Annotated in this window: 10 protein-coding genes; 3 read left to right on the top strand and 7 right to left on the bottom strand. The window is 64.1% G+C overall.

Features of this window, described 5'->3' with window-relative positions; translation table 11 throughout:
• The first annotated feature begins 1 nt into the window (after window position 1).
• Complete coding sequence (locus VEC01_RS05485) at window positions 2-4,855, top strand: hypothetical protein (RefSeq protein WP_324899544.1); 4,854 nt, start codon at window positions 2-4, stop codon at window positions 4,853-4,855.
• 233 nt (window positions 4,856-5,088) lie between these two features.
• Window positions 5,089-5,973, top strand: coding sequence for a c-type cytochrome (locus VEC01_RS05490; RefSeq protein ID WP_324899546.1), 885 nt, complete (start codon window positions 5,089-5,091; stop codon window positions 5,971-5,973).
• Between the two features lie 93 nt (window positions 5,974-6,066).
• Here VEC01_RS05490 and VEC01_RS05495 read toward each other — a convergent pair whose 3' ends face one another.
• The 6 genes from VEC01_RS05495 to VEC01_RS05520 form a co-directional block, all read right to left on the bottom strand.
• Complete coding sequence (locus VEC01_RS05495) at window positions 6,067-6,789, bottom strand: OmpA family protein (RefSeq protein WP_324899547.1); 723 nt, start codon at window positions 6,787-6,789, stop codon at window positions 6,067-6,069.
• A 130-nt stretch (window positions 6,790-6,919) separates the two neighbouring features.
• Window positions 6,920-7,288, bottom strand: a complete 369-nt coding sequence (locus VEC01_RS05500) for a hypothetical protein (RefSeq protein ID WP_324899548.1) — start codon at window positions 7,286-7,288, stop codon at window positions 6,920-6,922.
• An 8-nt stretch (window positions 7,289-7,296) separates the two neighbouring features.
• The gene (locus VEC01_RS05505; protein ID WP_324899550.1) at window positions 7,297-7,701 is read right to left on the bottom strand and encodes a phage holin family protein; all 405 of its coding nucleotides are present in this window, start codon (window positions 7,699-7,701) and stop codon (window positions 7,297-7,299) included.
• A gap of 8 nt (window positions 7,702-7,709) precedes the next feature.
• Window positions 7,710-8,012: a DUF883 family protein gene (locus VEC01_RS05510; protein ID WP_324899552.1), complete on the bottom strand. Its 303-nt coding sequence runs from the start codon at window positions 8,010-8,012 to the stop codon at window positions 7,710-7,712.
• 289 nt (window positions 8,013-8,301) lie between these two features.
• Entirely contained in the window at window positions 8,302-10,092 is a 1,791-nt protein-coding gene (locus VEC01_RS05515) for an ATP-binding protein (RefSeq protein WP_324899554.1), read from the bottom strand.
• A gap of 189 nt (window positions 10,093-10,281) precedes the next feature.
• A complete protein-coding gene (locus VEC01_RS05520) occupies window positions 10,282-10,815 on the bottom strand; it encodes a hypothetical protein (RefSeq protein WP_324899556.1) in 534 nt (177 codons plus the stop codon).
• Between the two features lie 2 nt (window positions 10,816-10,817).
• Here VEC01_RS05520 and VEC01_RS05525 point away from each other — a divergent pair, with 2 nt between their 5' ends.
• Window positions 10,818-11,864 carry a hypothetical protein gene (locus VEC01_RS05525; protein ID WP_324899558.1) on the top strand — a complete coding sequence of 349 codons (1,047 nt, stop codon included), beginning with the start codon at window positions 10,818-10,820 and terminating at the stop codon, window positions 11,862-11,864.
• A 255-nt stretch (window positions 11,865-12,119) separates the two neighbouring features.
• Here VEC01_RS05525 and VEC01_RS05530 read toward each other — a convergent pair whose 3' ends face one another.
• On the bottom strand, window positions 12,120-12,641 hold the full coding sequence (locus VEC01_RS05530; protein ID WP_324899560.1) for a TonB family protein: 522 nt from the start codon (window positions 12,639-12,641) through the stop codon (window positions 12,120-12,122).
• Window positions 12,642-12,755 lie beyond the last annotated feature (114 nt).

Here is a 12,755-nt window from a genome sequence, read left to right on the forward strand (position 1 = left end):
CATGGCCGCCCCCGTCATCACTGGCATTGCATTTGACAAAACCACCGGCACGCTGAAGATCGGAGACGTGCTGGTTGCAACCATTACCGCGGATAGCCCGGGCTATACCGCGGGTGACATCACCATCAACGGCAAAGCGATCACCGCCTTCACCGACAACGGTGACGGCACTTATGCGGTGACCTACACGGTGAGCGAGGGTGACGGCGACATCGCCGGTGATGAAGCAATTCCTGTCAGTGTCGTGCTGGTCAATGACACGGAATCGAACACGGCGTTTACCGATGCGCCGGCCGCGGGAGACGCGCCCGCGGTCGACGCCCATGCCCCGGCTGCCGTCTCGATCATCCGGACCGATGAGGACAGCAGCAGCACGTACACCGCCGGCGACAAGCTGACCATTACCCTTAGCGAAGCGGTTGCGGACACTCTTGCGGTCGAACACCTGGCACTCGACAACGGACACAGTTTCGGTACCGGCGCATCCATCTCCGCCGTGGACGCAACCGAGGGCAATGCGAGCGTCTTCGAGATCCTGCTGGGTACGAGCCCGACGGTGGCGGCGGGCGACATCATCAGCATAGACAAGTCCGTGCTGGCGGACACCGCGGACAACGTCCCCGACAATGACCTGACCTTCACAGTCCCGCAAATCGACGAAACGGCCCCGACGGCTTCCGTCACAACGGCAACCATCAAGCCGTCCGGTAATGCCATGGTACGGAGCTCGGAAACGGGTACCGCCTACCTGGTGAAGAGTACGGTGAGTGTGGCGAGCCTTGCCGATCTCATCGCTGCCGCCGACGAAGATCTCAACTCCGTCTCCATCGACGCTGCCAATACGGACACCGCCCTCGCGGCAACCGGGCTTTCGGATGGCACGTATCAGGTCTACACGGTGGATGCGGCGGGCAACCTGAGCGCGGCTTCGAACGACAGTGTCATTGTCGACGGTACTGCGCCGGATGCACCCACCCTTACCAAGGTCGGCCAGGGCTTCAGCGTCGATGCGGGCGCTGCCGTCACCATCACCGTTGATGGTCAGATGCTGGACGCCGACGGCGTCAATGCCGCGTTCACCAAGACCACGGCCGGTGGTCTCGATATCTATACCGCGAAAGCGGATGCCTTCGACGGCAGCGAAGACATCGACCTGAGCGCCACGCTCACTGATGCTGCCGGCAACGTCTCCGCGGCCGGCGCACTGGATAACCAAAGCTTCGACACCACGGCTCCGGCAACACCCACCCTCACCAAGGTTGGCCAGGGCTTCAGCGTCGATGCCGGCGCTGCCGTCACCATCACCGTTGATGGTCAGGTGCTGGACGCGGACGGCGTCAATGACGCTTTTATCAAGACCACTGCCGGTGGCCTCGACACTTACTCCGCAAAGGTGGACGCCTTCGACGGCAGCGAAGACATCGACCTGAGTGCAACACTCACTGATGCTGCCGGTAACGTCTCCGCAGCGGACTCCCTGGACAACCAGAGCTTCGACACCATCGCTCCCGCAACACCGACCCTTACCAAGGTCGGTCAGGGCTTCAGCGTCGACGCCGGCGCTGCCGTCACCGTCACCGTTGATGGTCAGGTTCTGGACGCGGACGGCGTCGATGACGCTTTTATCAAGACCACGGCCGGTGGCCTCGATACTTACGCCGCGAAGGTGGATGCCTTCGATGGTGACGAAGACATTGACCTGCGTGCCACGCTGACTGATGCTGCCGGCAATATCTCTACCGTCGGCTCTCTGGATAACCAGACCTTCGATACCACCGCTCCGGCAGCACCAACCCTCACCAAGGTCAGCCAGGGCTTCAGCGTTGATGCCGGTGCTGCGGTCACCATCACCGTTAATGGCCAGGTACTGAACACCGACGGCATCAATGCCGCGTTCACCAAGACCACGGCTGGTGGTGTCGACACCTATGCCGCCAAGGTGAATGCCTTCGACGGCACAGAGGACATCGACCTGAGTGCAACACTCACTGATGCTGCCGGCAATATCTCTACCGCCAGCTCCCTGGATAACCAGCGCTTCGATACCACCGCTCCGGCTTCCCCAACCCTCGCCAAAGCCAGCCAGGGCTTCACCGTCGATGCCGGCGCTGCCGTTACCATCACCGTTGACGGTCAGGCGCTCAACGCTGACGGCGTCAATGCCGCCTTCACCAAGACCACGGCCAGCGGTATCGACACCTATGCCGCCAAGGTGGATGCCTTTGATGGTGACGAAGACATCGACCTGCGTGCCACGTTGACTGATGCTGCCGGCAATATCTCTACCGCCAGCTCCCTGGATAACCAGCGCTTCGACACCACCGCTCCGGCAGCACCAACCCTCACCAAGGTCAGCCAGGGCTTCAGCGTTGATGCCGGTGCTGCGGTCACCATCACCGTTGATGGCCAGGTACTGGACACCGACGGCATCAATGCCGCCTTTACCAAGACCACGGCCGGTGGTGTCGACACCTATGCTGCAAAAGCGGATGCCTTCGATGGTGACGAAGACATTGACCTGAGTGCAACACTCACTGATGCTGCCGGCAATATCTCTACCGCCAGCTCCCTGGATAACCAGAGCTTCGATACCACCGCTCCGGCTTCCCCAACCCTCGCCAAAGTCAGCCAGGGCTTCACCGTCGATGCCGGCGCTGCCGTTACCATCACCGTTGATGGCCAAGTGCTGGACGCAAACGGTATCAATGCCGCGTTCACCAAGACCACGGCCAGCGGTATCGACACCTATGCTGCAAAAGCGGATGCCTTCGATGGTGACGAAGACATTGACCTGCGTGCCACGCTGACTGATGCTGCCGGCAATATCTCTACCGTCGGCTCTCTGGATAACCAGCGCTTCGATACCACCGCTCCGGCAGCACCGACCCTTACCAAAGTCGGCCAGGGCTTCAGCGTCGATGCCGGTGCTGCCGTCACCATCACCGTTGATGGCCAGGTACTGGACACCGACGGCATCAATGCCGCCTTTACCAAGACCACGGCCGGTGGCCTCGACACCTATTCCGCAAGCGCGGATGCCTTCGACGGCAACGAAGACATCGACCTGAGTGCAACACTCACTGATACGGCTGGCAATACCTCTACCGCCGGCACGCTGGATAACCAGAGCTTCGATACCACCGGACCCAGTGCCTCCGTCATGTCGGCAACGATCAAACCGTCCGTCAGCACAGAGGTTCAAAGCTCGGAAACAGGCACCGCTTTCCTGGTGAAGAGCACCGTGACTGTCGCGAGCCTTGCCGACCTTGCCGCCGCTGCAGATGAAGACGTCAACTCCATCGCAATCGACGCTGCCAATAGGGGCATCGCCCTCGCGGCAACCGGGCTTTCGGATGGCACCTACAAGGTCTATGCGGTGGATGCGGCGGGCAACCTGAGCGAGGCTTCGAACGATAGTGTCGTTATCGACAGCGCCGCACCTGCCGCTTCCGTCATCACGGCGGTAATCAAGCCTTCCGGTAGCGCCCTCGTGCAAAGCACGGAAACCGGCGTCGCCTACCTGGTCAACAGCGCGGTGAACGTTACCAGCGTCGCGGACATCACAGGTTCCGGGGATAACAACTTCAACCCGGTCGCGATCAGCAGTGCCAACACCTTGACCGAGCTCGCCGCAACCGGACTCTCCGATGGCATCTACATGGTCTACACGGAAGACTCTGCCGGCAACCTGAGCGTCGCATCAATGAACAGTGTGACAATCGACGGCACGGCGCCGACCGCCTCGGTGATGTCAGCGACCATCGCGCCATCCGGCAACGCCGTCGTACAAAGCACCGAAACCGGCACTGCCTACCTGGTCCTGAGCTCTGTGACGGTCAACAGCGTCGCCGATATCACCGGCGCCGACGACGACAATTTCAATTCGGCGGCAATTACGACAGTCAATGCCGGCACCAGCCTGGCGGCCACCGGCCTTTCGAGCGGGATCTACACGGTTTACACGGCCGATGCCGCCGGCAACCTGAGCATTGCATCGACCAACACCGTGACTGTGGATGGCACCGCACCAACCGTTACCACGACGGGCGGCACCTACTCCGCCGGGACCGACACCCTGGTCATCTTCGGGGAAGGCTTCAGCACGCTGCTGGAATCCGACGAAAGCGCGGCAACGGATATCAAGAGCCGTCTGGACTGGGCCAAACTCGTGTGGGACACCAACGGCGACGACGCCGTTACCGCCAACGTGAGCTTTGCGGCAAACGACATCAGTTCGGCCAAGGTCGTCAGCGACACGGCCCTGAAGGTGGTGCTGACAAGCGCAAAAGCCGCCGCGCTGGAGGCAGGCAACGGATTCGGCACGATTGCCAACAGCCTGGACATCGCAGCAGGCTTCGCCCTCGACATGCTGGGCAATGCAACCACTACCGATACCCTTGAGAATGGCCCGCTCTCGATCCAGCTGAACACCATGGGCGTTGCCAAGACAGAAACGCAGTACAACATCCTGGACAGCACCGCTACCAACGTTACCGTTGCCGCCGGCGAAGTGATGAAGGTATACGACGCGGCCGACGCGCAGGAATTTGTTGTCGACCATGGCGGCACGCTTCACCTGAGCGGCGCGCAAGGCAGCAACGTGATCACGCTGTCGGGATACAGCCTTGGGGACCTGACGGTGTCGAGGTCAGGGACCACTGCCTTCTTCTGGGTGAACGGCGAAGAAGTGGCGAGCATCGGGACGTCCAGCACTGCCGAGGTGCAGATCATTGTCATCGGCGAGGACGGGTTTGCGCTGGAGTTCGACAGCATGACTTCGGCAATGACGCTGGGCGGCCGGGCGATCGGCCTGGTCGGGATGAACCTCGGCGACCTGGTCCTGGGGTTGCTTTGACGGCAGGTGACGCCCTCCGCGGAAAACCAGCAATAGGCTGACAAGAGCATGCCCCCGCCTCCCACAAGGAGGCGGGTTTTTTTCTGTTGCGGAGTCTGCCGCCGCTCCGTTACAACTCCCCGCTTTTCCGACTATAATCAAGGGTTTTGCGAGGTATCGCGCCGCAACATCCGGCATCTTCAGGCGTCGCCATCCTCCACCCACCGGTTTTCAAAAAATGCTTTGAGGGAAAAATGAGCAACGCACACCATGAACACCAATCCCCGATCCGCACGCCGAAGCAGCTGATCGCCGCCGTGGCAGCAGGCTTCCTGGTGCCGATCATCTGCATCGTGCTGCTGGTGCAGTACGTCGCCAATGCCGAAAAGGTCGGCGCCGGTTCCGACGGCCAGACGCCGGAAGCGATCGCGACGCGCCTGCGTCCGGTGGCCGACGAAGGCTTCACGATGGCCGGCGCCAGCGGTCCCAAGCAGTTGCAGACCGGCGAAGCGGTGTACAAGGCGGTCTGCGCCGCCTGCCACGATACCGGCGCGGCCGGCGCGCCGAAGACCGGCGACAACGGCGCATGGACGGCCCGCCTCGGCCAGGGCCAGGCAAAGCTGGTGGAAAACGCGGTCAACGGTATCCGCGCGATGCCGGCCAAGGGCGGCAATCCGGACCTGGATGAAGTTGAAGTCGAGCGCGCGGTGGTCTTCATGGCCAACCAGTCCGGCGGCAAGCTGAAGGAGCCGGAAGCCAAGGCCGCCGCCCCGGCAGCCTCCGCAGGCGCACCGGCCGCATCCGAAGCCGGCGCGCAAACCGCGTCGGCGACCGCGCCGCTGACGTCCTCGCCATCCCAGCAAAGCAAGGCGGTCGCCGATGCGGGCAAGGTCGACGGCAAGAAGGTGTACGACACCGCTTGCGCCGCCTGCCATGGCGCCGGCATCGCCGGTGCGCCGAAGCTCGGCGACAAGGAGAACTGGGCACCGCGCATCAAGCAGGGCAACGCGACCCTGTACGAGCATGCGATCAAGGGCTTCCAGGGCAAGGCCGGCATGATGCCCGCCAAGGGCGGCTCGTCCGCGTCGGACGAGGAAGTCAAGGCCGCGGTCGATTACATGACCGCCGCGTCCAAGTAAGCACGCCACGCAACAAAAAAGCCGACCGGATGGTCGGCTTTTTTTATGGGCGCAGCACCCGGGAGGTAACGGCGCGCGGAGCGCGCCCTGCCCTCATTGCCCCGACGTGGGGTAGGTGGTGCGCTGCGGCGCCTGCTGAACCGGCACCGGCCCCTGCGCGGTGGACTGCTGTTCGGCAACGAAGATTTCGACGCGCCGGTTGCGCGCGCGGTTGGCTTCGGAGTTATTCGATACCAGCGGCTCGCGCGCGCCGCGGCCGTCGATGCTGATCCGGTTTGCGGCAACGCCGCGCGAGACCAGGTAGTCGCGGGTGTGCGCGGCACGGTTGACCGACAGCGGATTGTTGATGGCGTCGCCGCCGGTGCTATCGGTGTGGCCGATGATGTTGACCGTCGCGTACGGATTCTGCACCAGGCCGGACGCGAACTTGTCGAGGATGGGCCGGAAGTTCGATTTGATGTCGGCGCGGTTGGTGTCAAAGGAAATGTCGCTCGGGATGTCCAGCTTCAACTGGTTGTCGGCGGTCTGCGTGACCTGCACACCGGTGCCCTGCGTCGCCTGTTCCATCTGCTGCTTCTGCTGTTCCATGCGTTTGGACCAGATGTTGCCGATCACCGCGCCGGCGGCGCCGCCGACCGCGGCGCCGGTGGCTGCCCGCTTGCCGCCGCCGGATCCGGTGGCCGCGCCCAGCACCGCGCCAAGGCCGGCACCGATGCCCGCCCCGGTGGCGGTGCCGCGCTGGACTTCATTCATGTTCGCGCAGCCGCCCAGTGCGAGCAGCGCGGCCAGCGTACCTACCGTGAATTGCTTGCGCATTTTGCCTGTCCTCGTATCGTGGGAATACAAACGTTTGGACAGAGGGAAAAAACGCGAGTTCGGGACGTTACAAATGCTTAAGATTGCCGGGAAGGATCGCGGCTTGTCACCTGCCAGGTCCTTGATGACATCAGGATGGTGTTTCGTCGGCCTGCGCCTGCCCGCGCTTTTTTTTCGTCCATGCGAATGCGGCGACACCGGCGGCCGCCGCGACCGCCCCGCCGCCGAGCAGCGTCCTGAGCAAGGACTTGCGCTGCGCCAGCGCCGACACGCTGGTGGCGACCAGCGGCAGCAGCGTTTTCAGGTTGATTCCAGGCACGCCCGCCATGCCCCGGCTGCGGAACAGGGTGACCGCGAACAGCGCGGCCTGCTGCAGCGCGCTCCTGGCGAGCGAGTCGGGCCGCAGGCTGTTTTTGGCCTCCTCTGTCGCCAGCAACACTTCGGCGCGGTAGACGGCGCCCTGCGCGATGAGTTGTTTCTTGCGGTCTTCACGGTTCATCGCGGTCCTCACATCAGTGCGTCGCGGTCCTTGCGCAACTCGGCCATGGTCGCGGGCAGCGCGAGCCTGTCCTGCGCGAGGAAGGCGCGTGCGTGGCGCAGGATGGCGACGGCAAGCAGCGTGTACACGACGGCGACCAGCAGCAGGATCTTCCAACCCATCGCCTCCCAGGCGAGCACGATCAGCAGCGCGGTCCAGCAGCCGAGCGCGAACACGACCGCGACGATGCCGAGCGCGCCGACCAGGAGCAGCCGCGCGAGGTTGTCGCGCACCTCCCCGAGTTCGAGCGCGGCCAGTTCGATACGGGAGACCAGCAGGCCGAACATGTTTTTCGCGATGCCGGCCAGTCCGGCGACCAGCCCCGGCTTGTCCTGCGGGCCGGCGTCGCCGGCACCCGCTTGCTGACGTTCCATGCGTGCGTTCAGCGGCGCGAGATCAGCATGCCGACCACCAGGCCGACGCCGGCGGCGATGCCGACCGCCTTCCAGGGGTGCTCATGCACGAACTCGTCGGTGCTCTGCGCGGCGGCCTTGCCCTTTTCCAGCGCGACCGCCTGCACTTCCTGCGCCCTTTCCATTGCGGTGTCCAGCAGCGCCAGGCCGCGCGCGCGCAGCTCATCGGCCTTCTCGCCGGTGGCGAGGCTGGCTTCGCGCAGCAGGTCCTGCGCATCCTTGACCAGGGTCTTCATGTCGTTGCGTACGGTTTTGATGTTCGATGTCAGCATGGCTGTACTCCTGTAATTGATGGCTATCGGGTCGTTTGTCGGCTTGAGCGCACGGCGCGGGCAGAGGATCCGGATAGCGCGGGTGCGCTTGCGCAGCGCGCCGCATGGACTTCGGATAGGGCGCGCGGCAGAGTTACCTGATCCGCAGCGGATCTGCGAGCCGTTGCACGCCGACAAAAACATTCGATCTATTTATCTCAGGTAATGATCGAAATGTAAAGCGTTGCCATCAATCATCGGCGAGGTAGTTGCTGCCGGGGCCTTCTTGATGCCGGCCGGGCGCGGACGGTCAGGGCTGGCTGTGTTCCAGGTAATGCTCGACCAGCCGCACCAGCGCCTTCGACTGGTAGGCCTCGGCGAGTGCCTGCAGGCGCGCGGCAAAGGGCCGGTACTGTTCGTTGTGAAGCGCGAGCTGCGCGGCGTACGCCCGGATGTTGCGCATGTCGCCGGCGAGCACGAGCTGGTACAGCGCGTCCATCGCCTCGCGCGGCGGCGGCACCAGCACGGCCAGGTCTTCCGGCGCCGGCGAGTCGGCCGCGGACGCGGCGGCGGGGCGTTCCGTAGCGGCCGTTACGGCCTCTCGCGTCGGTTCGACATCGATCTCGAAACGGAACACGCTGCCCTGCCCCGGCCGGCTTGCAACGCTGATGTCGCCGCCCATCATGCGTACCAGCTGCCGGCTGATCGACAGGCCGAGCCCGGTGCCGCCGAAGCGGCGCTGCATGTCGCCGGCCTGTTCGAAGGGCCGGAAGATCCGCTCGGCCTGATCCTCGGCCACGCCGATGCCGGTGTCGCGCACCTCGAACGCAACGCGCAGCCGGCCCTCGCCGGCCGGACTGCTGTGCAGGCGCAACCCGATTTCGCCGCGGTCGGTGAACTTGACGGCGTTGCCAAGCAGGTTGAGCAGCACCTGGCGCAGGCGCTTTTCGTCGACCAGCACGGCCTGCGGCAGGCCCGCATCCGGTTCATACGCGAACGCGAGGCCTTTCTGCTCCGCCTTGACCCGGATGATGTCGACGACCACCTGCATGAAGCTGGAAAGATCGACCGCAGTCAGGTACAGCTCGAACTTGCCGGCCTCGATCCGGGACAGGTCGAGCAGGTCGTTGATCAGCATGAGCAGGTGCTCGCCGCTGCGCTGGACGGTTTCGAGGCTGGCGACCTGGCGCGGCGTGAGGTTGGTGTCGCGCTTGAGCACCTGCGCATAGCCGAGCACCGCATTGAGCGGCGTGCGCAGCTCGTGGCTCATGCTCGCAAGGAAGGTACTCTTGGCGTGGTTGGCGACTTCCGCCTTTTCCTTGGCAACCGTCAGTTCCGCGGTGCGCGCGCGCACCAGTTCCTCGAGCTGTTCGCGGTGCTGCTTGAGTTCGTGCTCGACCTGCATGCGGCGCGCGATATCCTGTTCCAGTTCGCGATTCTTGCTTTCGATCTCGTCGAACAGGCCCTGCAGCGCCTGGCGCGTGCTCTCCAGGCTGCTGCCGAGCTTGCCCAGCTCATCGCGGCGGTGCCAGACGAAGGGCTCGGACAGTTCCCGCCGCGCCAGCCGCTGCGACTCGCGCATCAGGCGCTGCAGCGGCGCCAGCAGCCGTATCTGCAGCAGCACCACGATCAGCACCAGGCTGAGCAGCAATTGGCCGAGCACGGTGAGCGCGAAGACGTTGCGGTCCCGGCTGATCTGCGCATCGAGCATGCCGCCGTCCATTTCGATGGTGACATAACCGATCACGGCACCGTGGTAAACCACATCTCGGTCGACGCGATACTGCCGCCCGTGGCGGCGCCCGGCATTGTAAGCGGAGAGGAAAACGCCGAATTCCTTGTCGCGCACCACCAGCGAGCTCACCCGCTCGTCGCTGAAAACCGAATCGAACAATGGCCGTCCCGCATCCTCGCTCAGGTGCCACAGCGGCTGCTGCATGCCGAGCGCGAGGATGTCGGCGACCCGGTGATTGTCCTCATGCAATGCCTGCGTGAGCGCTTCCTGGCGCTGGTCGAGGGTCAGCATGCTGGTCACGGTAACGGGTATCACCAGCCCGATGACGACCGCGAGCACGATCGATGCGCCGAGCTTCAGCTGCATGATCCTTCCCCGCTGCCGTACCGAACCTGCGTGCCGCCATCCATCCTGTCGCCCTCCGGCACTGTTGCCGGGTCTGTCGTTGATGAGACCCGCCGCGCGGAATTTGGTGCGGGAATCCGATCACGGGAAGGAAAGCGCCGGCCGGGGCGCGGGCGTCGGCCGCGCGCCGCCGGGTTCGTTGCTACAGGATCATCGTGGCGGGCTGGACGGCCGTTCGCGCAATTCGGCGATGCTTTCGATGTTGCCGATGGAAATCATGACCGCGGTGTTGAGCAGCGCGGGCTGTGCCGGGCGCCAGGCGAACAGCCACTCGCGCTCGGATGCGAGGTGGCGCGGTTTGGAGAATACTTGTCCGAGCGGGCTCGGCGCGCCGTAGGAAACCGCCGCATCGATGCCCGCCCAGCTCGGCAGCAGGCGCTGCGCCGCGCGATGTACGCGCTCGCCGAATTGCTCCGGGTCATGCACGACGAGGCAGGTGTCCGCGCCGGGGATTGCGTCGAACAGCTTCTCGTCCCAGCAGGATGTCATGCTCAGCGTCAGGAATGCATGGCCGACGCGTGAAGCGAAGGGCCGGATCTCGTGTGCACTCGGCGCGGCCGGCGGAAGCAGTCGGAACTCGCCGAACTGCAATGCCCGTTCGAGCGTGGTGCGGGATGCATAAAGGAAAAGTTTTGCGGGACGGGCGCCGGTGGCGGCGCTGGTACTGGAGCGGGATGGATGCATGAATGTCGCAGGTGGAGGAGGCTTGCATCCATTTAATCAAATTAAACGGCCGGCGACAAATGCGGGCGCGCAAAAGCGCGGCCCTATCGGCGCGTACACGCGCGCCACCGAAAAAAAAGCGGCCCGGAAGCCGCTTTTTCCTGCTGCAGGGAAGAAATTATTTCCCGGTTGCGGTGCTGGAAGAACCACCGCTGCCGGCGGAACCGGTGTTGGACGCACCGCCTGCACCGCCGCTGGTCGAACCCGCGCCTGCGCCGGCGCCGCCTGCTGCGCTCGGCGAATCGCCGGAAGACTTGGCGCGCTTGGCTTTCTTGCTCTTCTTGGATTTCTTGGCTTTCTTCGGTGCTGCGTCAGTCGTGGCATCCGTAGCGGAAGAGCCGGAGGACGCTGCCGGGGACGCAGTGGAGCCGCTGGTGCCGCCGGTGCTGCCGGTCGCACCCGGAGTGGCCGACGAGCCAGAGGTGGCGCCGGTGGAGCCGCCGCCGGTGGTACCGCTGCCCGTGGCGCCGCTACCCGTGGTGCCGCTGCTGCCGGAAGTGCCGCCGGTCGCCGACGAGCCCGTGCTGCCGCCGGTCGAGCCGCTGCCGGAACCCGACGAGCCGGAAGCGCCGGTGCTGCCCGAGGATCCCGACGAGGTATCGGAAGCACCCGATCCGGACGTACCGCCGCTGCCCGATGCGCCGGAAGAACCGGAGGCGCCCGAACCGGACGAACCTGAACCGGACGAACCCGACGCACCCGATGTGCTGGGAGACGCAGAAGTGCCGGTGGAGGCCGGGCTGCCGGTGTCGGCGCCGGAAGCGGCGGCCGGGGAACTTGTCGCGCTCGACGGCGTGCCACCCGGGGAAGTCGTGCTGCTGCCTGATTGGGCCAGTGCGATGGACGACACCGACGCGACCACGATCAACGACAGTGAGCGAAGTGTGGTTTTTAACGTCATAAGAAACTCCTTTAATTGGAAAAAGAGCATCACCGATGCAGCAGCTTGGATGCAACGTTTGCATGCTTGTTCAGCACAATCTGCGCCGGTATTTGACGAAAAACCTTAGATTTTTTTCAAGTGATTGAAATTAAAGACTTTTTGACAATGTAAGAATGTGTAACGGCTTGCCGCCGGCTGGAGGAACTTACAATCCACTTCCCCGCCCTGGCCGTGCGACCTGACGCTTCCGTTGCAACAAGTGAAGGCAACACGCATTTCAGGACGGTTTATAGCGCCGGGGATAAGGCGACGTGGAGCGACGCGCAATGACGGCGGCGGCACGGCGCTGCCGCAGTCCGGTTGCCGTGCTGCGCCGGCGGTGCTACCGGTCCATCTGCGGCTGCGCGACGGTGCGCAGCTGGAAACGCCCGTCATTGTTGAACAGCCAGGTTTCCGACAATTCGAACTGGCCGCGCCGCAACAGGTGTGATGCCGGGCGCGGGAACGGCGCGGCGTTGCGCAGGCTCGCCAACGCCGTCGCCTCGGTTTCGCTGTCGCGGTTGCTGCGCATGATTTCATGGCGCACCAGGTTGCCCTGGGCATCCACCGCATAGCGCACCACCACCACGGAGCGCAACAGTGCGTGCGGACGCCCCGGATACACCTTGGACGCGTTTGCTTCGGCGATACGCAATGCGAGATCGCGCTTGTAGGCATCCGCGGTGTTCGCCTGCGACGCCGGACGATGTTGCGGTTCGGCGCGCGTTTCGCTGCGTGCGGGCTTTTCGGCCGGCGCTGCCACCGGTGTTTCGGCGGGACGGGAAGCGCAACCGGCGATCGCGGCTGCAACGGTCAGGAGGACGATTCTGGCATTCATGGCAAGCGCGAGGAGAAAGTCATGCATCCGTATCAGCACGGCGGCATTGCACCGCATGCCGAAGTTGAACTACGTGAATTCACCATAATGTAGTCGCGTTGCAACCAGGAAGCAATCTTACCCTGCGTTACAAATTCTCTT

The organism is Noviherbaspirillum sp. (genome assembly GCF_035627455.1).
Classification (GTDB): domain Bacteria; phylum Pseudomonadota; class Gammaproteobacteria; order Burkholderiales; family Burkholderiaceae_D; genus Noviherbaspirillum.

What these genes read in the sequence shown, in the direction of transcription:
- VEC01_RS05485 (WP_324899544.1), top strand. Translation starts at nt 2, where the DNA reads ATGGCCGCCCCCGTCATCACTGGCATTGCATTTGACAAAACCACCGGC.
- VEC01_RS05490 (WP_324899546.1), top strand. Translation starts at nt 5,089, where the DNA reads ATGAGCAACGCACACCATGAACACCAATCCCCGATCCGCACGCCGAAG.
- VEC01_RS05495 (WP_324899547.1), bottom strand. Translation starts at nt 6,789, where the DNA reads ATGCGCAAGCAATTCACGGTAGGTACGCTGGCCGCGCTGCTCGCACTG.
- VEC01_RS05500 (WP_324899548.1), bottom strand. Translation starts at nt 7,288, where the DNA reads ATGAACCGTGAAGACCGCAAGAAACAACTCATCGCGCAGGGCGCCGTC.
- VEC01_RS05505 (WP_324899550.1), bottom strand. Translation starts at nt 7,701, where the DNA reads ATGGAACGTCAGCAAGCGGGTGCCGGCGACGCCGGCCCGCAGGACAAG.
- VEC01_RS05510 (WP_324899552.1), bottom strand. Translation starts at nt 8,012, where the DNA reads ATGCTGACATCGAACATCAAAACCGTACGCAACGACATGAAGACCCTG.
- VEC01_RS05515 (WP_324899554.1), bottom strand. Translation starts at nt 10,092, where the DNA reads ATGCAGCTGAAGCTCGGCGCATCGATCGTGCTCGCGGTCGTCATCGGG.
- VEC01_RS05520 (WP_324899556.1), bottom strand. Translation starts at nt 10,815, where the DNA reads ATGCATCCATCCCGCTCCAGTACCAGCGCCGCCACCGGCGCCCGTCCC.
- VEC01_RS05525 (WP_324899558.1), top strand. Translation starts at nt 10,818, where the DNA reads ATGTCGCAGGTGGAGGAGGCTTGCATCCATTTAATCAAATTAAACGGC.
- VEC01_RS05530 (WP_324899560.1), bottom strand. Translation starts at nt 12,641, where the DNA reads ATGCATGACTTTCTCCTCGCGCTTGCCATGAATGCCAGAATCGTCCTC.